Source organism: Streptomyces sp. CC0208 (assembly GCF_003443735.1).
Lineage (GTDB): Bacteria > Actinomycetota > Actinomycetes > Streptomycetales > Streptomycetaceae > Streptomyces > Streptomyces sviceus.
The window spans coordinates 4,988,674-5,009,362 of record NZ_CP031969.1; the positions used below are offsets into that span (position 1 = coordinate 4,988,674).

Consider the following 20,689-nt stretch of genomic DNA (forward strand, 5'->3'; position numbering starts at 1 on the left):
TCAGCGCCCCGGACCGCGGCTGCCCGGCTCATCCCTGGCCGCCGTCACTTCTGGGGACTGTGGGTCACTGCCGGTAGAAGATCCGGTCCCCGTACTCCGCGAACACCCGCTCGTTCCACTCCAGCCCGCCGTCCACGTTCCCCGACCGCAGCAGCGGCGGCTCGATCCCCCGTTCCGCCAGCGCGCCCGCCGCCGTGGCCATCACGGACTGGAGCAGCGCCGAGGTCACGACCGTGGAGGCCGGGGCGAAGGGGGCCGGGACGGTGTCCAGGGAGAGCTCCGCGTCGCCCGGGGCGATCTTCGAGTCGAGCACGACGTCGCAGTGGTCCTTCAGAAAGGTGCCCGAGCTGTGGCGGGGCTTCGTCGACGTCGTGTAGGCGACCGACGTCACGCCGATGACCCGGACACCGAGGGCGCGTGCACCGAGGGCCATCTCCACGGGGAGCGCGTTGCGGCCGGAGAGCGAGATGATCACCAGGGCGTCGCCCGCGCGGAGGGGCGAGCAGTTCAGCACCGCGCTCGCGAGACCGTCCACCCGCTCCAGCGCGGAGCCCAGCGTCGCCGGCATGACGTCGACGCCCACGACCCCCGGCACGGTCAGCAGGTTCATCAGGGCGAGTCCGCCGGCCCGGTAGACGAGGTCCTGTGCGGCGAGCGAGGAGTGTCCGGCGCCGAAGGCGAAGAGGCGGCCGCCGGAGGCGACGGTGTCGGCCAGGAGCTCACCGGCCGCCGCGATCGACTCGGCCTCCTCGTCGCGGACCCGCCGCAGCAGCCCGATCGCGGCGTCGAAGAACTGTCCCGACAGCTTGCCGTCACCGCTCGCGGAGCCCGTCTCGCCCATGCGTCGTCCAACCCTTCGTCGCCGTGTCGCGGATCACCGTGCGGTCTGGACCAGTGGGATGTCAATACAGCCGCGCGCCTGCTCGTCACCGTCTGGTTTCAACGGCGCGGCACGCTTGTCAGTGGCATCCGGCAGAATTGATGCCAGGGCCAGCGCATGAACCGGAAAGCTGTCGTGCTTCCGGCAGATCTCATCAAGGGGCACGTATGTCCGGACTGATCGACACCACGGAGATGTATCTCCGCACCATCCTCGAGCTGGAGGAGGAAGGTGTGGTCCCCATGCGCGCCCGGATCGCCGAGCGGCTGGACCAGAGCGGGCCCACCGTCAGCCAGACCGTGGCGCGGATGGAGCGCGACGGACTGGTGTCCGTCGCCAGTGACCGGCACCTGGAGTTGACGGACGAGGGCCGGCGCCTGGCCACCCGTGTGATGCGCAAGCACCGGCTCGCGGAGTGCCTGCTCGTCGACGTGATCGGCCTGGAGTGGGAGCAGGTCCACGCGGAGGCGTGTCGCTGGGAGCACGTGATGAGCGAGGCGGTGGAGCGCCGGGTGCTGGAGCTGCTGCGCCACCCCACCGAATCGCCGTACGGCAACCCGATCCCGGGTCTTGAGGAGCTGGGCGAGAAGGACGGCCCGCACCCCTTCCTGGACGAGGGCATGGTCTCGCTGGCCGAGCTGGACCCGGGTCTCGACGGCAAGACGGTCGTCGTACGCCGTATCGGCGAGCCGATCCAGACGGACGCGCAGCTGATGTACACGCTGCGTCGGGCGGGTGTGCAGCCCGGTTCGGTGGTGAGCGTGACGGAGTCGCCCGGCGGGGTGCTGGTGGGCAGCGGCGGTGAGGCCGCCGAGCTGGAGTCGGACGTCGCCTCGCACGTGTTCGTCGCCAAGCGCTGAGCGGCCGCTGAGGGGGCGCACCGATCCGAGATTCACGTGCGGAATCGCAGCGCTTCGACGCTCGTCGTGCGAGGCTGTCGCGTGAGGCATATGACCTGAGGGGGCGGGCGGATGTGCCGTGGACGTGGGGATGGCCCCGGCGCCTTTCGGCGCCGGGGCCGGTCCTCCCCTGTGCTGACCCGGAGCCCCGAGCTCCCAGGGTCATTCCCCTCGGACCGATGTCCCCGAGCGGTCCGCCTCCCGCTGAAGATCTCCCCTCGGCTGCGGCGATCATTCCTTGAGGGGGGTCACTCGAACGAGGGGTGTTGCCGTCCAAAGGCCCATCTTCGAATGCGTATTCGATAGTCTGCGGGTGACGGAGCGCAGGGGGCGTGCGCTACAGAGATGTACGGCAGTGCAACGACGGACAGGACAGACACGGCAGTCAGGAACGGTTCACAGGGCGGCCCGAGCGGGAGCGGGCGGCCCGGGCGGAGCTCAGGGGGGTGCCAATGGCGCGGCGCATCGACGTGACCGGGGCGGGCGGCGTACGTCTTGCGGCCTGGGAGTTCGGTGACCCTCCCAAGACCGACCCGTCCAAGACCGACCCGCCCGACCGGGCGGACCCGGCGGGGGAGACCTCGCCCGCTCCGGAGAAACGATCACCCGGGGTGCTGTTACTCCACGGCCTGATGGGCCGTGCCTCGCACTGGGCGTCCACCGCCCGCTGGCTCTCCGAGCGCTACCGGGCCGTCGCGCTCGACCAGCGCGGACACGGCCAGAGCGACAAGCCCCCCAGGGCCGCCTTCACCCGTGACGCGTACGTCGAGGACGCCGAGGCCGCCCTCGAACAGCTGGGCCTCGCCCCGACCGTCCTCATCGGCCATGCCATGGGTGCCCTGACCGCCTGGCAGCTCGCCGCCCGCCGACCCGACCTGGTCCGCGGAGTGATCATCTGCGACATGCGGGCCTCCGCCCTCGGTGCCGCCTCGCAGCGGGAGTGGGGCGAGTGGTTCGAGGCCTGGCCCGTCCCCTTCGCCACGCTGGCCGACGTGCGCAAGTGGTTCGGCGAGGACGACCCCTGGGTGGAGCGGCCCAACCCGGCGCGCGGCGAGTTCTACGCCGAGGTGATGGCCGAGTCCCCCGACGGCTGGCGCCCCGTCTTCGAGCCCGAGCAGATGCTGTCGTCCCGCGAGACCTGGGTCTACGACGCCCACTGGGAAGAACTCACCCAGGTCAGGTGCCCCGCCCTGGTCGTCCGCGGCCTCGACGGCGAACTGGGCCGCGCCGAGGCCCAGGAGATGGTCCGCGTCCTGCCCCGCGGCGAGTACGCCGAGGTCGCCGACGCCGGCCACCTCGTCCACTACGACCAGCCGGAGGCCTGGCGGGCCGCCATAGAGCCCTTCCTGGACGGCCTGGACAGCCAGGACGACGGCAACAACGACTGAGGACCGGAGCCCGACGCCGAGGCTTTCCGCGCCCGGGTGTCCACCGCTGCGGCTTCCCGCGGTCGTCGGCGCGGGCCGCTGCGGGACCGGAGCTCGGCCCGTCCCGGGTGGCCCGGCAAGGAACGTGCCGGACGGCCCGCGTCCCCGTCGTGGCCCGCTGTGGCCTGCGTGGCGCGGGTATCCGTTGCCATGGATTCCCGCGCCGACACGTCCACCGCCACAGCCGCTCGCACCCGTCACCGCCTGGCCTGCGGCCCACCCGCCCCGTCCGGGCGTCAGCCCTTGCTCACCGCCATCAGGATCTCCGGCAGTCGGCGGGCCGTGCGCGGGGCTGCCAGGCGTAGGCCCGCCCAGGTGATCGCGGTCCCGTACACCGCGCCGACCGGCAGCAGCACCCAGCTCCACGCGTCGCCGTCCGCGCTGAGGTTGGCCCAGATCGTCAGGGCGATCACGGGGGCGCACAGCAGGGCCGCAGAGACCATTCCGCCGACGACGGCGGCAGCGGCGAGGCCGGCCTGCCCCGGGGCCACGTTCTTGTAGCCCTCCTGCGGAATCGAGTACGGGAAGCGCGCCGACGACCACGCCCCGGTCGCCAGCATCGCCCCGAGCAGCGCGAAGGACACACCGAGCACCTCGGGCAACTTCGGCCAGTCGTCGATCAGCGCGGTCGTGACGACGGTGACGACAGTGGCGTACGGCAAGGTGATCACCAGCAACGCCAGCGCACGCGCGCGGAGTTCGACGTAGGCGTCCCGCGTGGAGGAGATCGTCATCGCGACCATCCAGAACGCCGAGGTGTCCTGCCCGAACTGGTTGTACATCTGCACGCCGAGCATGCCCGCGGCGAAGCACGCGAAGTAGATGGATCCCGTGCCCTGGACCGCGTTGAACACCGGCACGATCAGCCCGATGGCCAGCGACGTCACCCACGCGGCCTTGGTCTTGGGATCGCGCCAGACGTAGCGCAGGCTGCGTTCCATGACGGTGCCGGTGCGTCCGGCCGGCAGCAGCCGGGTGAGTCCCGTCGAGTTCCGCTCACGGGCGGCCCCCGCGGCGGAGGGGAGCGTGGAGCCGTCCGGGGAGGTCATCAGCCGGGTCAAGTGGTGGGACCAGAGGGCGAGCAGGCCTGCCAACGCGGCTGCGGAGAGGGCGAGTTGCAGTACGGCGACCCCGTACGACCCCTTACTCGCCGAGTCGACCGCCCCGATCGCCGACGCGGGTGGCAGCCACTTCAACACCTCCGCCGGACCGTCCAGTTGGCCGAGGCCGCCGGAACCGAGCCGCTGCGCCCCGAAGTTCACCACCTGCGCGCCGACGGCGATGACGAGTCCGCTCAGTACCGCCAGATCGCGGCCCTTGCGGCTGGTCAGCAGCCGGATGTTGGCGACCGCGACGGCCCGCGCGAGCGCCACGCAGACCAGCAGAGCGAGCACGACACCGAGCACGGAGAAGACGTACGCCATCGCGCCGTGCGCGACCGAGACGACGGACCCCACGAGCATGCACAGCGTGAACACCGGACCGATGCCGAGCAGTGAGGCCACCAGGAGTGCCCGCACCAGGGGCCGGGGCCGCAGTGGCAGCATCACCAGGCGGGTGGGGTCGAGGGTCTCGTCGCCGCCGGGGAAGAACAGCGGCATCACGGCCCAGCCGACCGCCAGCACGGCCACCAGCGGGACGACGACGGAGCCGGCGTGCTCGTCGCCCCGCAGGACGATGAGACCGAGCAGTTGCAGGACGGAGAAGAGCAGTACGGCGACGGCCGAGGCGATGTAGGCGGCCCGCCGCCCGCCGGACTGCCGCAGTCCGTTCCTCAGCAGCGACAGCTTCAGCCGTACGACGACCGGGGTGACGTCCGCCCTCATCGGGCCCCGCCGCCCAGCCAGTCCAGGTTCGCCCCGGCGTCCTGCCCCTGTGCGCCCACGAGTTCCAGGAAGGCGCGCTGCAGCGAGGGCGCGGCACCGCGTACCTCGTCGAGCGGCCCGTGGGCGCGGATGCGCCCTGCGGCCATGACGGCCACCCAGTCGCACAGGGACTCCACGAGCTCCATCACGTGCGAGGAGAAGACGACGGTGGCACCGGAGGCGGTGTACCGCTCAAGCACGCCCCGGATGGTCTGCGCGGAGACGGGGTCGACGCCCTCGAACGGCTCGTCGAGAAACAGCACTTCGGGGTTGTGGAGCAGGGCGGCCGCGAGCCCGATCTTCTTCCGCATCCCGGTCGAGTAGTCGACGACCAGCTTGTGCTGGGCCCCCGCCAGATCGAGCACGTCGAGCAGCTGAGCGGCCCGCCGGTCGACCTCGCCCCCGGGAAGTCCCCGCAACCGCCCGGTGTAGCCGAGCAGTTCACGCCCGGAGAGCCGCTCGAACAGCCGCAGCCCCTCGGGCAGGACGCCGATCCGGGCCTTGACGGCCACCGGGTCCTGCCACACGTCGTGCCCGACGACGGAGACTGTCCCCTCGTCGGGCCGCAGCAGCCCGGTCACCATGGAGAGAGTGGTGGTCTTCCCGGCGCCGTTCGGGCCCACGAGACCGATGAACTTCCCCGCGGGGAGCTCCAGATCAATCCCGGCAACGGCTACCTGCTGCCCAAACCGCTTCCAGAGACCACGCACACTCACAGCCGACGTCATGAACGCCAACTGTAGGGGCGCGGCGCATCACGCAGGTCACCTGTCCCGGCCGCACGCATAGGCAAGCGGCGAGATCAGCTCCTCGGCGTCCGGCAGCCAACGGTTCGCAGGGGTCGGACGACAGGCCCACTGAACGGCGCCGGACGAACCGTACCGAGTAGGGGGAGCCGCCACATAGGCCCCCTCGCCCAGCGCGACCAGATCGAGTGACGACGGCGTCCAGCCCAGCTTCCGCACCAACTCCGGCAGCTTCACCGACGCCCCCGGCAGGACGAAGAAGTGCATCCGGCGATCAGGCGTCAGCGTCACGGGGCCCAGCGTCAACTCCATGCGCTCCATGCGCGCGAGCGCGAGAAACCCGGCCGTCTCGGCGACGGAGAGCGCGTCGAAGGTCCGCCCGGTGGGCAGCAGGATCGAGGCGGTCGGATGCTTCTGCCACATCCGGCGCGCGACCGTCGCACTGCCCGTGGCCTGCGTCGCCCAGTCCTCCCGAGCGGGATGCGCCCCCGGCGCGGCGCACGCGGTGTCACCGCAGGAGCACCGCTGCACCCCGTCGACGGCTTCCAGCCAGGTGCCGGGGAAGACGTCCCAGTGGCGCTCCTCGGCGTAGCGTACGGCTGTCTCCGGCAGCGATTCGCCGCGCTGCTTCGGAATCTGGGCGGCTTGGGTACCCGCGATCGTCTCTTCCACGCTGAACACAACTCCCGCACCCACCTCGGGTTACGGCCAGGCCAGGACCTGCGCGCGCGGGGGCAGCGCATCGATTCCGCATCCGGGGCGCATGGATGCATGTGCGGGGGCGCAGAGGAGGAACCTCGGCGTGAGCTGGGTAACCACGGGTGGGGGTCGGTACGAGTCCTTACCCCGGCAATCTTCGCATGCCTCGCATTTTCGGCACCTTGGTGGGGCATTGATCTTCACGGCCGGAACTTTTCGGTGGAAGACACGTCAACTCGGTGCGTGGGCAGGCACCGCAGCCACAGGGGGTACGCCATGGCCGCAAGGCCTCTCGTCGCGCGGCAGCCGAACGAACGGCTGCAGGCGCTCATCCAGGAGGCGGGGTGCTCGAACGCCGGGCTCGCCCGCCGGGTCAACATGTGCGGCGCCGAGCACGGCCTCGACCTGCGCTACGACAAGACGTCCGTGGCCCGTTGGCTGCGCGGACAGCAGCCGCGGGGCCGCGCGCCCGCGATCATCGCGGAGGCCCTCGGGCGCAAACTCGGCCGTACGGTCACGATCGACGAGATCGGCATGGCCAACGGCAAGAACCTCGCCTCCGGCGTCGGGCTCCAGTTCTCGCCGACGGTACTGGGCGCCATCGAGCAGGTGTGTGAGCTGTGGCGCAGTGACGTGGGCCGCCGGGACTTCCTGTCCGGCTCCTCGGTCGCCGCGTCCGCGCTGGTCGAGCCGAGCCGCGACTGGCTGATCTCCTCGCCCGACTCGCAGGTGGCGCGCCAGGCGGGCCCGCGCGTGGGGCAGTCCGACGTGGCGGCCGTGCGCGCGATGACCCAGGCGCTCGTCGACCTCGACCACCAGTACGGCAGCGGGCATGTGCGCCCGGTCGTCGTGCACTACCTCAACAGCGTGGTCTCCGGGCTGCTCGCGGGGTCGTACCGGGAGGCGACCGGGCGGGAACTGTTCGCGGCCGTCGCGCGGTTGACCGAACTCGCCGGGTACATGGCGATCGACACCGGTCAACCGGGCCTGGCCCAGCGGTACTACATCCAGGCGCTGCGGCTCGCACAGGCGGCCGGCGACCGCGGCTACGGCGGCTATGTGCTCGCCGCGTCCATGAGCCACCTCGCCGCGCAGCTCGGGAACCCGCGGGAGATCGCCCAGTTGGCGCGGGCGGCGCAGGAAGGGGCGCGGGGGCGGGTGACACCGCGCGCGGAGGCGATGTTCCACGCGGCCGAGGCCCGCGGGCACGCGCTCCTGGGCGATGTGCGGGCCACCCAGGCGGCGTCCGGACGGGCCGTGCACGCCCTGGAGGCGGCGGACCCCTCCTCCGGCGACGACCCGGCGTGGATCGCGCACTTCGACGAGGCCTACCTGGCCGACGAGCTGGCCCACTGCCACCGTGACCTCGGCCAGGCCGACGCGGCGGCGCGGTGCGCGCAGGAGGCCCTGGACGGGCTCCCCGAGAACAAGGCGCGCCGCCGGGCCATCGGTCTGGTCCTGCTCGCCTCCGCGCAGGTGCAGCAGCGCGAGGTCGAGCAGGCCTGCAACACCGGTCTGAAAGCGGTCGAGTTGCTGGAGACCCTGCGCTCCAACCGGGGCGCGGATTACCTCGACGACTTCCAGCAGCGCCTGGAGCCGTTCCGGGACGAGCCCGTCGTAAGGGAGTTCGGGGCCCGCCTCGACCTTCAGGCAGCCGCGTAAAGGAGGACATACACAGCGGATACGAGCCCGGAATCGTCACGCGATCTCCCGCGATCTGTTACTGCGGTCACAGGGGCGCAGGTCACGTCCTGTGCTACGTGGCACCGGGCTCGGAGGACCCGGTAGCGTGAACCGACGATTCCGAAGTTCCCCCATAAGTAGGAGTCCCGGTGACGCAGAGTGGACAGGGCGAGCAGCCCTCGGCGCGCGAAGCGCGCGAAGGCATCGTGCTGCCCTCCGACGGCGGGGAACCCCTGCTGCCGGGACAGACGGGTGGACACGGCGGTCCGCAGCCCGGCTACGGCCCCCCGCAGCAGGGCGGCTACGGCAACCCTCCGCAGGCGGGCCGGCCCGGACCGGCCGCCGACGAGGCTTACGGTCAGCCGCCCGGCGGCCAGGCCTGGGGCACCCCGTGGGGTCCCGGCCGGCAGCAGGACCAGTCTCAGCAGCACCAGCAGTACCAGCAGCAGGACTGGTCGCAGCCGCCCGCCCAGAGCTGGGGCGCGCCCGAGCAGCCCGGCGAGACACCTCCCCAGGCACAGGCACAGGCACAGCCCCAGCCCGCGCCGGGGTACGACACCAACGAGCCGACGTCCTACTACCTGCCGCCCGTGGGTCAGCCCATCCCCCAGTCCCAGCCGTTGCCCCCGCAGCAGGGCCAGGTCGCGCCCTACGAGGCTTCCGGGAGCGGTGCGCCGCAGCAGCAGGCCACGCCCGGGTACGACTCCAACGAGCCGACGTCCTATTACCTGCCACCCGTGGGCCAGCCCCTCCCGTCGGCCCCCGGCACCCCCGCCCCCGGCGCCCCCGCCTCCGGACCCCTGCCGTCGGCCGACGAGGGCGCCACCCAGTTCATTCCGCCGGTCGCGGCCGGCCCCGCCGCCCATGAGGGCGCCACCCAGTTCCTCCCGCCCGTCCGCCCCGGCGAGCTGCCGCCCGAGGTGTCCGCGCAGGCGGCGCACTACCCGCAGACCCCGTACGGCGCGCAGAGCGCGCCCACCGGGCCCGACGCCGAGGCCACGCAATTCATCGCACCCGTGCCCGGACAGGCCCCCGGCGCGCCCTACGGCGGGGACCGGCAGCCGCCCTCCGACTTCGACAACCTCTTCCGCAGCGGTCCGGGCGGTGACGGCGGTGCCGCGTCCACGCAGCAGATGCCGCGCTTCTCCCAGCCCGCGGCGCCCGCGTACGGAACCCAGCAACCGCCGTACGGGGCCCAGCAACCGCCGTACGGGGCCCAGCAACCGCCGTACGGGGCGCAGCAGCCCGCGTACGGAGCCCAGCCGCCGTACGGCCCGCCCGGCGCTGAGCTCTACGACGACGGCGACCAGGGCGGCCGCAAGCGGTCGCGGGTGCCGGTCATCGCCGCCGTGGGCATCGGCATCGTCGTGCTCGGCGTCGGCGCGGGCGCGCTGCTCGCCGGGGGCGGGGGCGGAGGCGGCGGCGGGAGCGACAAGAACCAGACCGTGGCGGCGACGGCCCCCGCGACCGACGGCTCCTCCTCGCCGGCCGCCGACCCGGCGAAGGCGCAGGCCGTCGAGCTGGACAAGCTGCTCGCCGACAGCGGCAACAGCCGATCCTCGGTGATCAGCGCGGTGGCGAACGTGAAGTCCTGCAAGAACCTCGGCCAGGCGGCCACGGACCTGCGGAACGCCGCGTCCCAGCGCACCGGCCTGGTGACCCGGCTCAAGACGCTCAAGGTCGACCAGCTGCCGGACCACGCCGAGCTGACCGCCGCCCTCACCAAGGCCTGGCAGGCGTCCGCGTCCGCCGACAACCACTACGCGGCCTGGGCCGACCAGGCCGCCGGCAAGAAGGGCTGCAAGAAGGGCCAGGCCCGCATCACGGGGCAGACCCAGGCCGGTAACCGGGACAGCGGTACCGCCAGCATCGAGAAGGCCAAGGCGGCCCAGCTGTGGAACGCGATCGCCAGGAAGTACAGCCTGACCGAGCGCACGGCCACCCAGCTGTGAGCGGTCCGCGGGGGGCGTCCCGGCGCCCCCCGCGGGTCGGTTGAGGCCGCGGGTCGGTTGACCCGAGGGTCAGTTGACGTCCGCGTTCTGGAGTGTCCTCGTCACGTCGGTGAAGCCCGTGCGTGCCGCCACGAGCTGGCCCTGGCGCACCAGTTGGAGCGTCACATGGGCGTTGACCATGCGCGGGAAGCCGACCGAGGCGAGGTCGTCGGCGGAGCTCCAGGTGTCCCGGGTGGCCCACTGGAGGGTCGGCGTCAGACCGCCGGTGGAGATCTTGAGGCCGTCGTTGAGGGCGCCGCGCACGCTGTCGGCGGACACCTCGCCGCCGCCCAGCGACTCGACGGCCTTCTCGAACACCGTGTAGGCGATCCAGGTGGTCTGCACCCCCGCGTCCGCCGAGTCGATGCGGTTGTCGCCGAAGGCCTCCGCGTTGATGACCTTCTTCATCGCGTCCCAGCGGGCGTCGCTCTCCACCGGGTACCAGCCGGTGATGTACGAGCCCTCGTAGGGCCCCGAGGCCCCGCCGGACGCGTCGATCACCGTCTGGTCGACGCTGCCCATCGCCATGGCGGTGCGCACGGTCGGGTAGTCCTCGCGGGCGCGCCGGAAGGAGTCCATGAAGGTGCTGGTGCGGTCGCCGAGCGCGGGCACCACACACCCCTCCTTCGAGTCCTTCGAGCCGGCGGCCCGGGAGCCGGACGTCGAGCTGTCGAGTGCCTTCGTGGACTGCGCCGAGTACTCGGTGGCGTCGTCCGCCGCCCGCACGTCGCTCGCGGCCCGGTGCCGGCCGGTGGTCAGCCCGGAGTCCAGCAGGACGGGCAGCTCGTCGCCCGCGATGGTGTCGGGCCGTACGAGGGTCACGTTGCCGCAGGCCGCGGCGAGTTCCTTGCCGAGGCCGGCCAGGAGGGTGGGCTGGCCGCCGTTGACGGGGTAGGACAGCGGGCTGGTGAACTCGTCGTTGGTGACGCCGTAGCCGCCGATGTAGGGGATGCCCGCGCCCTCCAGCGGCGGGAAGAAGGAGTCGCCGTACTGGCTGTAGGAGCCGACGACCGCGACCACGTGCTCCTTGACCGCGCGCCGGGCGCACTTCGCCGCGGCCACGCCGTCGTTGTGGTCGTTGCAGGTCAGGACGGTGAGCTTACGGCCGTTGATACCGCCCCTGGAGTTGATCCAGCGGGCGTAGGCCCGGGCGAAGGCGGGCATGCCGGGCTTGTTGGTCGCCTTGGTGTCCGAGGGGGCCCACGTCATCACCTTGATCGGGCCGCTCCCGGAGCCCTCCGCGGTACCGGGGACGACCCCGCAACCGGCGACGAGGGAGGCACACGCCACCAGGGCTCCCGCCGCGAGGGCGGTGGCTCTGACGGGCCGGTGGTGCCGGGGGAGTAAGGGGCTGCGGTTGCGTCGCCTGCCGGTCATGGGCACACACGCTTCCGTCACATCCCCAACTCGGAAGTGACTCTCGGTCGACGATGGGTGACGTAAAGGTGAACAGCGAGGGCCTGTGGGGCGCGTATGGGGGAAGAACGTACGATCGGTGACCGTGCAAGGTTCGGAGAACTCTTCCCGTCGCGGCCGTCGCTCCCCCACCATGGGCGGCATGCCACAGAACGACATGCCGTGGTGGCGCTGGCGCAGCAATGTGCGTTCCGCGCTGCACATGCTCTCCGATCCAGGGTTCCAGCAGAACGTCTGGCTGGCCGGTGTCGAGGGGTACGGGGACGTCACCGACGCCGTGTACCGCCTCGTCGAGGACACCTGGCTGGACAACTGGTCCGCCGAGAAATACGTCGGCACGATCTTCCGGGACTCCCAGGAGGCGGCCCTCGTCGACACCGCCGTGCTGCGGGTGCTGCGGATCATGCACCAGGTCGGGCCGGACGCCCCCGTCTCCGTGTACATGGAGAACCCCGGGTGGCCGGACGCGGTGCGGGCGGCGCGGGACGCGCACGTGCGGATGGCGACGGCCGACGGGGAGGACCCCGACGCGCCGCCGCGCACGCTCCAGGTGCTCCAGATCATGACCCGGTCCGCGTGACGGACGCGGTGTCCCGCGCTCCGGTCGATATGCGACCCTGTCCTGCATGAACGAGCAGTCCGCCCCCGCCGACCAGTACGTCCTGACCCTGTCCTGCCCCGACAAGCAGGGCATCGTGCACGCCGTGTCGAGCTACCTCTTCATGACCGGCTGCAACATCGAGGACAGCCAGCAGTTCGGCGACCACGACACGGGTCTGTTCTTCATGCGCGTCCACTTCTCGGCCGAGGCGCCGGTGACGGTGGACAAACTGCGGGCCTCGTTCGCGGCGATCGGCGACTCCTTCCACATGGACTGGCAGATCCACCGGGCCGAGGACAAGATGCGGGTCGTGCTGATGGTCAGCAAGTTCGGGCACTGCCTGAACGACCTGCTCTTCCGGGCGCGCATCGGTGCGCTGCCGGTCGAGATCGCCGCCGTGGTGTCCAACCACACTGACTTCGCTGAGCTGGTGGGGTCGTACGACATTCCCTTCCACCACATTCCGGTGACGCGGGAGAACAAGGCCGAGGCGGAGGCGCGGCTGCTGGAGCTGGTGCGGGAGCAGGACGTCGAACTCGTCGTGCTCGCCCGGTACATGCAGGTGCTCTCCGACGACCTGTGCAAGCAGCTCAGCGGCAAGATCATCAACATTCACCACTCGTTCCTGCCGAGCTTCAAGGGCGCGAAGCCGTATCACCAGGCTCATGCGCGGGGGGTCAAGCTGATCGGGGCGACGGCGCACTACGTCACCGCGGACCTCGACGAGGGGCCGATCATCGAGCAGGAGGTCGAGCGGGTGGGGCACGACGTCACTCCGGACCAGCTCGTCGCGATCGGGCGGGACGTGGAGTGCCAGGCGCTGGCGCGGGCCGTGAAGTGGCATGCGGAGCGGCGGATTCTGCTGAACGGGCGGCGGACGGTCGTCTTCGCCTAGGAGCTCGGGGCGGTCTGTTGTCGGGCGGCTGCGAGCAACCACCCACTACCCGCAGCCGCCCGACGAACCGCACCCCGTCCCTACATGCGACTCAGGCTCGCCGCGGCGAACAGCACATCCCTGATCGCGTCACGGTCACCGACCTGCCCCGCCGCGGCTTCCGCCGGAGGCACATGGCCGGCCGCCAACTGGCAGAACTCCACGCCGTCCAGCGCCACGTGCGCCACCTCGTGCTCCGCCGAACCCACCGCCGCCGGGGAGTCGAGCGGGATCAGCCACTCGCCGCCGCCCAGCCCCTCGATCTCCAGTCGCAGGGTGCGGCCAGGGCCCCCGGCGCTCACGAGATGCCGTCCGTGGGCCGGTGACGTCAGCCCCTTCTGCCGCCGTTGCGCCAGGACCGCGGGCAGCATCCGCGCCGCCAGGTCGATCATGCGGTTGAGGTGGCGGGGGGACGGGGGGTCGTAGGGGTAGTCGACCGCCTCCGCGATGTCCTCCGCGTGGACCCAGCACTCGAAGGCGCGGTCCAGCATCGCGTCGTGGAGGGGGAGCGCGAAGTCGCCGTAGGCCACCTCGAGCTTGCCGGCGGTGCCTCCGGTGAAGGACACCGTGCGGACGAGGTCGTGGCTCTGCTCGCGCCAGGGGGCCCGCACGGAGCGGGTCGGCGGGAAGTGCGAGCCCCGCCAGTACGCCTCGGTACGGCCCGACGGTGTGGGTGAGTCCGCGCGGGCCTCACCGAGCGGGTCGTCCAGGCCCAGGGCGATCGCGACGAGGCCGTCGACCGACATCAGATGGGCTATGACCCCGGCGACCGTCGTGCGGCGGCTCGTGGGCTCGTCGGCGTCGAACCAGCGCAGCCTGACCGGGGCGTGCCACTCGGAGTCGCCGAAGTCCTGCAGCAGGGCGTCGAGGCGGGCGGTCTCGGCGTCGTACGGCCTCGCCCAGACGGGAATCGGGATGCGCGGCGGACGCCGGTCGAGGCAGCCGTCGAGGACGCGGGTGCGCAGGCCGGGGTCCAGGTCGAGGCTCTCCGGCCGCTGGAGCAGGCCCACCGCGCCGCGCAGCCGCAGCGCCTCGTCGGCGCAGGAGCCGCAGTCGCCGAGGTGGTCCTCCACGGCGGCCGTCTCCTCCGCGGAACACGCGGCCAGCGCCCATGCCCCGAGCAGCGACTTCAGCACGCGGTGCTCCAGTACCGGGACGGCGGGCGGGGCAAGTTCGTCCAGCGCGGGCAGCGGCCGGCCGGTGTCCTCGACGGAGGCGCGGGGGAGGGGGATGCGGGGCGGCTGGGCCGCGTCGCCAGGGTCGACCTGGTCGCTCGGTCCGCTTGTGCCGTCGCCGTCCCTGTCGCCGTCGGGGCCGTCCTGGTCGTCGTACGCCTCGAAACCGCCTGTTCCGCTCATGCCGCGCCCCCGTATCCCGGCGGAGCGCCGGGCGCTCCGGTGTCGTGCGCCGTGGACAGGAGCTGGAGGCCCAGTCGGAGGCGGCGGCGGGCCTCGTCCTCGGTGATGCTGAGGTCGGCGGCCGCCTGGCGGTAGTCGCGGCGCTGGAAGTAGGCCAGCTCCAGGGCGGCCCGCAGCGGAGTGGGCATGGACTGGACGATGTAGTCGGCGCGGGCGGCGACCGAGGCGCGGCGCACCTTGCGCTCCAGTTCCTCGGCGGAGCCCTCGCCTGCCCGGGTGAGCGCGGCGGTCTCGGTGGCCCGCAGCCGCTGTACGGCCAGGCGGTGGGTCAGGCCCGCGACCCAGGAGCGCAGCGGGCCCTGTTTGGGGTCGTAGGACTCGGGGTGCTCCCAGACATGGGCGAAGACGTCCCGGGTGATGCCGTCGGCGGCGCGCTCGTCTCCGAGCACGCGGTGGGCAAGGCCGTGCACGAGTGAAGCGAATCGGTCATAGAGCTCGCCGAGGGCGGCCGCCTCACCGCGTGCGAGCCGCTGCTGCATCTTGCGGTCCCAGCGGGGCGGTGCGTCCTTCTTCGTCATGTGGCCCCCTCACCCCCGGAAGTGTCCGGTCAAGCCTGCGTCGACCGTCTCCTCGAATGTAGTCGGCACCTCCGGCAGCGCACGCCCCTTTGTTTCAATGTGCGCTCCCCGAGGGGCCTCAGGTGGTAGTGGACCTTCCCCTACCCGCTCGCTCATTGACCAGACCCGATCGAACAGGATCGAAGCCGACTAAAACAAGCCTCTTCCGAACGGTTTCCGTTTCTCGCTCTGTGTTTCAGGGAACGGCGGCTGGGCAGCCACGCTGCAGGGAAGCGTAGGAAAGGCTTCCGTTTGCTTTCCGGCGAATGAAGGGCATGGTGGTGGCGTTCAATGTGACCGGTGACGAGCAGGGCGAGTGGACCGTGCTCAGTGTGTCGGGCGAGCTGGACCTGGTGACCTCGCCGGTGCTCCGCGGGCGGGTGCACGACGCGGTGGCCGAGGGCCGCCACAGTCTCGTCCTCGACCTCTCCGAGGTCTACTTCTGTGATTCCAGTGGTGTCGGCGTCCTCATCGCCTCCCGCCGCCTGATCCACTCCTGCCGGGGCAAGCTGCGGCTGATCCTCCCGGCCCAGGGCGCCGCCGACGGCTCCCACGTCAACCGCGTCCTCGGCGCGCTGGGCGTCCGCCGCCTGTTCGAGGTCCACCCGGACCTGGACTCGGCGACCGACGAGGAGGCGGGACCCCTGTCCGCCTGAGCCGTACACCCGTAGGTCCTTCCGTACGCACGGCTGTGACCTGGGGCACTCCGTCTGCCACGCCGTTGTCCCGAAATTCCCCCGGTCCTGGCACAAGCGCCGCCTTCCGGCCCCCGAGGGCGCCGCTCGCGTCGTACGCTCCGTGCCAGATGCACCCGATGTGATGTGAGGCGGCCCGAAGAGACATGGTCAGCAGCGAGTACGAGCGCAGGATCGCCGGCCGGTTCGCCACCTTCGACCAGGACGGCAACGGCTACATCGACCGCGAGGACTTCAACGTGGCGGCCAAGGCGCTGCTCGCGGAGTTCGGTACGGCGGCGCGCTCCGACAAGGGACAGGCGCTGTACGTCGGCGCGGAGGCGTTCTGGCAGGGCATGGCCGGGATCGCCGACCGGGACGGCGACCAGCGGATCACCCGCGACGAGTTCGTGAACGGCGCCCTCAAGCGGCTGCGCGACAACCCGGACCGGTTCGCCGAGATCGCGCGCCCCTTCCTGCACGCGGCGCTCGCCGTCGCCGACCAGGACGGCGACGGACGCGCCACCGTCGAGGACACCGCGCGCGTGCTGCGCATCCTGGGCGTCGGCGAGGACATCGCGCAGACGGCGGCGGCCACCCTGGACACCGACGGCGACGGCAAGGTCGGCGAGGCCGAGATCGTGCCCGCCTTCGCGCGCTACTTCACCGTCCCCGAATGACGGTCCCCGCATAACGCTCCCTGAGCTTGTACTTCAGGACCTTGCGCAGGGTCTCGTTGCGCGGAAGGGCGTCCACCACCTCCAACTGCTCAGGCAGCTTGTGCGGCGACAGCCCTTCCGCGCGCAGATAGCCGGTTACGGCTTCCAAGGTCAACTCCCCGGCCCCCTCGGGCTGCTCCACCACGGCACACACACGCTCCCCGCGCTCGGCGTCCGGCAGCCCGATCACCGCCACGTCCCCGACGGCCGGATGCGCGGCCAACAGATCCTCGATCTCCCTCGCCGAGATGTTCTCGCCCTTGCGGATGATCACGTCCTTGAGCCGGCCGGTGAGCACGAGATGGCCGGTGTCCTTCACGAACCCCAGGTCACCGGTGCGCAGATAGCCCTCCTCGTCGAAGGCCTCCGCCGTCTGGGACGGGTCGAGATACCCCTGGCACACCGCCTCCCCCTTCAGCCGCACCTCCCCGTCCACGATCCGCACGGACATCCCCTCCGGCGGCCGTCCCTCGGTCGTCGCCAGGTTCTCCACCGTGTCGTCCGGCGCCCCCATGGTGATCATCGGCACCTCGGTCATGCCGTACCCGTGGGTGAGCTGCACCCCCAGCTCCCGGACGACGGCGTGGTAGACCTCCGGCGGCTTGGGCGCCCCGCCGCCCGCGAGCAGCCGCAGGGTCGGGATGATCCTCTCGCCGGGCCGTTTGCGCTGCTCGGTGAGGAACATCGAGTAGAACGCCGTCGAACCGCCCGCCACCGTCACCCCGTGCCTGCGGTAGCCCTCCAGCGCGTCCGGCAGCGCGAACTGCTCGAACATCACCGCCGGGAAGCCGTACAGCAGCAGCATCACGGTGTAGTCCGGGCCCGCGATGTGCGCGTACGGGAAGGCCATCGAGCCCACGTCGTCCGCCGTGAGGCGCAGCGCGTGCGCCAGGCAGGAGCCGCCCGCGATCAGCGAACGGTCGGTGTGCAGCACGCCCTTGGGGTCGGAGGTGGTTCCCGAGGTCCAGTAGATCCACCGCACGGACGTGCCGTCGGCGGGCGGGGCGGGCAGCACGGCCGGGTCGCCGTCCGGGAGGTCGTCGTACGCCTCGAAGATTGCCTTGGCGCCGAGCCGCCGGGCCATCTCCGTGTGGTCGAAGCCGCGCCACGGGCCCGGCACCGCGAAGAACTCCGCCTTCGACTCCCGGAGGGCGAAGCCGACCTCGCGGTCCCGGTAGAAGGGGATGACGGGTGACTGCACGGCACCGAGGCGGGCCAGGGCGAAGGAGAGCAGGGCCGTCTCGATACGGGTGGGCAGCTGCCAGGCGACGACCGTGCCGGGACGTACGCCCATGTCGTACAGGCCGGCCGCCACCCGCTCGGCACGCGCGCGCAGTTCGCCGAAGGTGAGCGTGCGGTCGTCCTGGAGCAGGACCGGGCGGTCGGGGCTCAGGTCGGCGCGGCGGGCGGCCAGCTCCCAGAGGGTGCGGGACGCGCTGAGCGCGTGGGCGGTGTCGGTCACGGCGGCCCCCTCGGTGGCGCAACTGAGCTGACGGATCGTCAGATCGTGGGCAGAGCGTAGGGCTCGACGCCTTGTCGGTCCAGGGGTGTGCGACCTAGCCTTCGTGCACGAGCTGTATCTGACGGGTTATCAGATATGGAGTGCCGCCATGGATCTCGCGTACACGCCGGAAGAGGAGGAGTTCCGGGCGCGGCTGCGCGAGTGGCTCGCCAAGGCGCTCCCCACGCTGCCGCCGAAGCCGTCCCCGCAGGACTGGCCCGGACGCAGGGCGTACGACCTCGGCTGGCAGCGCATGCTGTACGACGCCGGGTACGCGCACGTGCACTGGGACGCGTCGCCCACCACGCGGCTGATCTTCCTGGAGGAGACGGAGACCGCGGGCGCGCCCTATGTCGGCGCCGGGTTCGTCGGACTGCTCCACGCGGGGCCCACGATCGCCGCCGAGGGCACGCCCGAACAGCGCGAACGCTGGCTGCCCCCGATCCTGCGGGGCGAGGAGGTCTGGTGCCAGGGTTTCAGCGAACCCGACGCCGGGAGCGACCTCGCGGCGCTGCGCACCCGTGCGCGCAGGGACGGCGACGACTATGTGGTGACCGGCTCCAAGATCTGGACCTCGCACGCCGAGGTCGCCGACTGGTGCGAGCTGTTGGTGCGGACCGATCCGGCGGCTCCGAAGCATCGCGGGATCAGCTGGCTGGCGATGCCGATGTCCGCGCCCGGTGTCGTGGTGCGGCCCTTGCGGACCCTTGCCGGGTCCGCCGAGTTCGCCGAGGTGTTCCTCGACGAGGTGCGGGTGCCGGTGGCGAACCGGGTCGGCGAGGAGAACGACGGCTGGCGCGTGACGATGGTGACGCTGTCGTTCGAGCGCGGGACCGCTTTTGTGGGCGAGGTGGTCGCGTGCCGGCGGGTCCTGGGTGAACTCGCCCGCACGGCACGGGAGAACGGGCGCTGGGACGATGCCGTGCTGAGGCGAAGGCTGGGGCGGCTGAACGCCGAGTTCCGGGCGCTGTGGCGGCTGACGCAGTGGAACGTGAGCGCGGCGGAGGCCAGTGGCGGGGTGCCGGGGGTGGGAGGGTCCGTCTTCAAACTCCGGTACTCGCATGCGCGGCAGGAGTTGTTCGACGCGGCGGCGGAGGTTCTGGGTGCGGAGTCGCTGGATCTCGAACAGTCCTGGGTGCTGGAGCGGTTGTCCTCGTTGTCGTACACGATCGCGGCGGGGACCTCGCAGATTCAGCGGAACATCGTGGCTGAGCGGGTTCTTGGGTTGCCGAAGGGGCGGTAGCGGTCGGCTGCGGGTGGTCTGTGGCTGGTCGCGCTGTTCCCCGCGCCCCTGGGGGTGTTCACCCCGGCCCGCGTTGAGAAGGGGCTGTGACATGCGCTTTCAACTGACTGGCGATCAGCTTGCGTTGCGGGATGGAGTGCGTGCGGTGCTCGCGCGACGCTTCGGCGGGGAGGCCCTGCGGGCCGCGGTGGACGATCCTCGTCTGGACCGTGCCCTGTGGCGCGAGTTGGGAGCCGCCGGGTTCTTCTCGCTGCGGGTGCCGGAGGCGCGGGGCGGGGTCGGACTCGGGCTCCCGGAGGCGGTGTTGGTCTTCGAGGAGGCGGGGCGGGTCTTGCTGCCCGGTCCCTTGCTGGCGACGCACCTTGCGGCCGACGTCGTGCCCGGGGCCGCCGAGGGCGAGGTCGTGGTGGCCGATGTCGACCCGGGCGGGCTCGTGGAGTGGCTGGAGGAGGCGGACGTCGTACGCGGCGACGCCACCGGGGCCGTGGCCCTGAAGTCGGTGGATCCGCTGACGCCGCTGCACCGGGCTCCCGGAGCACACGCGCGTGCCGCCGATCCCGTCGCCGTGCTCCTCACCGCCGCCGAGCAGCTGGGCACGGCCACGCGCGTGTGTGAGCTGGCGGTGCAACACGCTCGGGCGCGGGAGCAGTTCGGGCAGCCGATCGGGGCCTTCCAGGCGGTCAAGCATCTGTGCGCGCAGATGCTGGTGCGGGCGGAGACGGCCCGGGCCGCGGTGTACGCGGCCGCGGTGACCGCGGACCCGGTGGACATCGCCGCGGCCCGGCTGCTGGCCGACGAGGCGGCCGAGCGGGGCGCACGGGACTGTGTCCAGGTGCACGGCGGGATGGGCTTCACCTGGGAGTGCGAGGTGCAACTGCATCTGAAGCGGGCCTGGGTGCGGGCCCGGCGGGGTGGCGGCGGTGCGGAGAGTGAGGAGTTGCTCGCCGTCGATCTGTTGGCCTGAGGTGCCCCCGACCGGCCCGCTCTCCGGGGCGTCCGGAGCGGGTGTCGCGGATTGTGGCATACCGGAATCACGGAGCGTTGATATCGGGTTGTGTCCTATGTGTGACTCGTCACGTCCTGGAGTCGGCGGCCTGCTCCGGTACCTTGTGTGAGATGCGAGTGGTTCCGAGCACGAGCCATGCCGGTGTTGCCGATGGGGCGGCCCCGGACCCGGCGGTGCGCGCCGCTGCTCGCAGGGCGGGAAGGCCTGTGTCCACCGCCTGTTCGACTCCCCGCGGCGAGCGTCGCACAGTATCCCGCAGGGGTACTCCTTCGCGCTGGAATATGCCCGAAGCGCTTGTTGGCGTGACTGTACGTCAACCATGCTGTCTCGTAAGGGATTCACGTTCTGTGACCCCGGCTTTGGTCATTGTTCTGGTCATGCAAAAAATGGCTACGATCGTGGCCCTCGTGAGGCGCGAGGCCATGTGCCC

18 protein-coding genes are annotated in these 20,689 nt (G+C 71.6%); 10 read left to right on the top strand and 8 right to left on the bottom strand.

The genetic code is table 11. From position 1 onward, the window contains the following. Positions 1–64: 64 nt before the first annotated feature. Entirely contained in the window at positions 65–841 is a 777-nt protein-coding gene (locus tag D1369_RS22955) for an SIS domain-containing protein (protein WP_007382809.1), read from the bottom strand. Positions 842–1,047: 206 nt separating this feature from the next. On the opposite strand from D1369_RS22955, the gene D1369_RS22960 reads away from it, so the two are divergent. Both D1369_RS22960 and D1369_RS22965 read left to right on the top strand, forming a co-directional pair. Then, positions 1,048–1,740 (top strand): metal-dependent transcriptional regulator, encoded by a 693-nt coding sequence (locus D1369_RS22960; RefSeq protein ID WP_007382808.1) that lies wholly within the window; start codon positions 1,048–1,050, stop codon positions 1,738–1,740. 491 nt (positions 1,741–2,231) lie between these two features. Then, a complete protein-coding gene (locus D1369_RS22965; RefSeq protein ID WP_007382807.1) occupies positions 2,232–3,167 on the top strand; it encodes an alpha/beta hydrolase in 936 nt (311 codons plus the stop codon). A 275-nt stretch (positions 3,168–3,442) separates the two neighbouring features. Here D1369_RS22965 and D1369_RS22970 read toward each other — a convergent pair whose 3' ends face one another. From D1369_RS22970 to D1369_RS22980, 3 genes are read right to left on the bottom strand one after another with little or no spacing between them, the layout of a single operon-like run. Beyond that, positions 3,443–5,032, bottom strand: a complete 1,590-nt coding sequence (locus D1369_RS22970; protein WP_037900520.1) for a hypothetical protein — start codon at positions 5,030–5,032, stop codon at positions 3,443–3,445. After that, positions 5,029–5,799, bottom strand: coding sequence for an ABC transporter ATP-binding protein (locus D1369_RS22975; protein ID WP_007382805.1), 771 nt, complete (start codon positions 5,797–5,799; stop codon positions 5,029–5,031). The genes D1369_RS22970 and D1369_RS22975 overlap by 4 nt, the downstream gene beginning before the upstream one ends. Before the next feature lie 36 nt (positions 5,800–5,835). After that, the gene (locus tag D1369_RS22980) at positions 5,836–6,498 is read right to left on the bottom strand and encodes a bifunctional DNA primase/polymerase (protein ID WP_007382804.1); all 663 of its coding nucleotides are present in this window, start codon (positions 6,496–6,498) and stop codon (positions 5,836–5,838) included. Between the two features lie 294 nt (positions 6,499–6,792). On the opposite strand from D1369_RS22980, the gene D1369_RS22985 reads away from it, so the two are divergent. Then, the gene (locus D1369_RS22985) at positions 6,793–8,178 is read left to right on the top strand and encodes a hypothetical protein (protein ID WP_007382803.1); all 1,386 of its coding nucleotides are present in this window, start codon (positions 6,793–6,795) and stop codon (positions 8,176–8,178) included. A gap of 170 nt (positions 8,179–8,348) precedes the next feature. Beyond that, positions 8,349–10,151: a hypothetical protein gene (locus tag D1369_RS22990; RefSeq protein ID WP_118082590.1), complete on the top strand. Its 1,803-nt coding sequence runs from the start codon at positions 8,349–8,351 to the stop codon at positions 10,149–10,151. Between the two features lie 69 nt (positions 10,152–10,220). Here the strand turns inward: D1369_RS22990 and D1369_RS22995 are convergent, their stop codons facing one another. After that, positions 10,221–11,567: an ABC transporter substrate-binding protein gene (locus D1369_RS22995; RefSeq protein WP_037900517.1), complete on the bottom strand. Its 1,347-nt coding sequence runs from the start codon at positions 11,565–11,567 to the stop codon at positions 10,221–10,223. A 118-nt stretch (positions 11,568–11,685) separates the two neighbouring features. Here D1369_RS22995 and D1369_RS23000 point away from each other — a divergent pair, with 118 nt between their 5' ends. Then, complete coding sequence (locus D1369_RS23000; RefSeq protein ID WP_007382799.1) at positions 11,686–12,186, top strand: hypothetical protein; 501 nt, start codon at positions 11,686–11,688, stop codon at positions 12,184–12,186. A 46-nt stretch (positions 12,187–12,232) separates the two neighbouring features. Continuing rightward, positions 12,233–13,102 (top strand): formyltetrahydrofolate deformylase, encoded by an 870-nt coding sequence (purU, locus tag D1369_RS23005; protein ID WP_037900514.1) that lies wholly within the window; start codon positions 12,233–12,235, stop codon positions 13,100–13,102. A gap of 80 nt (positions 13,103–13,182) precedes the next feature. Here purU and D1369_RS23010 read toward each other — a convergent pair whose 3' ends face one another. Together D1369_RS23010 and D1369_RS23015 are read right to left on the bottom strand one after the other, a co-directional pair. Further along, complete coding sequence (locus D1369_RS23010; RefSeq protein WP_007382797.1) at positions 13,183–14,499, bottom strand: zf-HC2 domain-containing protein; 1,317 nt, start codon at positions 14,497–14,499, stop codon at positions 13,183–13,185. Next, a complete protein-coding gene (locus D1369_RS23015; RefSeq protein WP_007382796.1) occupies positions 14,496–15,077 on the bottom strand; it encodes a sigma-70 family RNA polymerase sigma factor in 582 nt (193 codons plus the stop codon). Before D1369_RS23015 ends, D1369_RS23010 begins: the two co-directional genes overlap by 4 nt. 314 nt (positions 15,078–15,391) lie before the next feature. On the opposite strand from D1369_RS23015, the gene D1369_RS23020 reads away from it, so the two are divergent. Then, positions 15,392–15,772, top strand: coding sequence for an STAS domain-containing protein (locus tag D1369_RS23020; RefSeq protein ID WP_007382795.1), 381 nt, complete (start codon positions 15,392–15,394; stop codon positions 15,770–15,772). A gap of 185 nt (positions 15,773–15,957) precedes the next feature. Beyond that, entirely contained in the window at positions 15,958–16,470 is a 513-nt protein-coding gene (locus D1369_RS23025; RefSeq protein ID WP_007382794.1) for an EF-hand domain-containing protein, read from the top strand. On the opposite strand, the gene D1369_RS23030 is transcribed toward D1369_RS23025, so the two are convergent. Beyond that, positions 16,454–17,971, bottom strand: coding sequence for an AMP-binding protein (locus D1369_RS23030; protein WP_007382793.1), 1,518 nt, complete (start codon positions 17,969–17,971; stop codon positions 16,454–16,456). The two genes, D1369_RS23025 and D1369_RS23030, sit on opposite strands and share 17 nt — an antisense overlap. Positions 17,972–18,119: 148 nt before the next feature. Here D1369_RS23030 and D1369_RS23035 point away from each other — a divergent pair, with 148 nt between their 5' ends. Both D1369_RS23035 and D1369_RS23040 read left to right on the top strand, forming a co-directional pair. After that, positions 18,120–19,253, top strand: coding sequence for an acyl-CoA dehydrogenase family protein (locus D1369_RS23035; protein ID WP_007382792.1), 1,134 nt, complete (start codon positions 18,120–18,122; stop codon positions 19,251–19,253). 91 nt (positions 19,254–19,344) lie between these two features. Next, positions 19,345–20,217 carry an acyl-CoA dehydrogenase family protein gene (locus D1369_RS23040; RefSeq protein ID WP_037900512.1) on the top strand — a complete coding sequence of 291 codons (873 nt, stop codon included), beginning with the start codon at positions 19,345–19,347 and terminating at the stop codon, positions 20,215–20,217. The last annotated feature ends 472 nt before the right edge of the window (positions 20,218–20,689 follow it).

Excerpts from the sequence above, each read along its gene's own strand:
- D1369_RS22955 (WP_007382809.1), bottom strand. The coding sequence starts at position 841 with ATGGGCGAGACGGGCTCCGCGAGCGGTGACGGCAAGCTGTCGGGACAG.
- D1369_RS22960 (WP_007382808.1), top strand. The coding sequence starts at position 1,048 with ATGTCCGGACTGATCGACACCACGGAGATGTATCTCCGCACCATCCTC.
- D1369_RS22965 (WP_007382807.1), top strand. The coding sequence starts at position 2,232 with ATGGCGCGGCGCATCGACGTGACCGGGGCGGGCGGCGTACGTCTTGCG.
- D1369_RS22970 (WP_037900520.1), bottom strand. The coding sequence starts at position 5,032 with ATGAGGGCGGACGTCACCCCGGTCGTCGTACGGCTGAAGCTGTCGCTG.
- D1369_RS22975 (WP_007382805.1), bottom strand. The coding sequence starts at position 5,799 with ATGACGTCGGCTGTGAGTGTGCGTGGTCTCTGGAAGCGGTTTGGGCAG.
- D1369_RS22985 (WP_007382803.1), top strand. The coding sequence starts at position 6,793 with ATGGCCGCAAGGCCTCTCGTCGCGCGGCAGCCGAACGAACGGCTGCAG.
- D1369_RS22995 (WP_037900517.1), bottom strand. The coding sequence starts at position 11,567 with ATGACCGGCAGGCGACGCAACCGCAGCCCCTTACTCCCCCGGCACCAC.
- purU (WP_037900514.1), top strand. The coding sequence starts at position 12,233 with ATGAACGAGCAGTCCGCCCCCGCCGACCAGTACGTCCTGACCCTGTCC.
- D1369_RS23010 (WP_007382797.1), bottom strand. The coding sequence starts at position 14,499 with ATGAGCGGAACAGGCGGTTTCGAGGCGTACGACGACCAGGACGGCCCC.
- D1369_RS23015 (WP_007382796.1), bottom strand. The coding sequence starts at position 15,077 with ATGACGAAGAAGGACGCACCGCCCCGCTGGGACCGCAAGATGCAGCAG.
- D1369_RS23020 (WP_007382795.1), top strand. The coding sequence starts at position 15,392 with ATGGTGGTGGCGTTCAATGTGACCGGTGACGAGCAGGGCGAGTGGACC.
- D1369_RS23025 (WP_007382794.1), top strand. The coding sequence starts at position 15,958 with ATGGTCAGCAGCGAGTACGAGCGCAGGATCGCCGGCCGGTTCGCCACC.
- D1369_RS23035 (WP_007382792.1), top strand. The coding sequence starts at position 18,120 with ATGGATCTCGCGTACACGCCGGAAGAGGAGGAGTTCCGGGCGCGGCTG.
- D1369_RS23040 (WP_037900512.1), top strand. The coding sequence starts at position 19,345 with ATGCGCTTTCAACTGACTGGCGATCAGCTTGCGTTGCGGGATGGAGTG.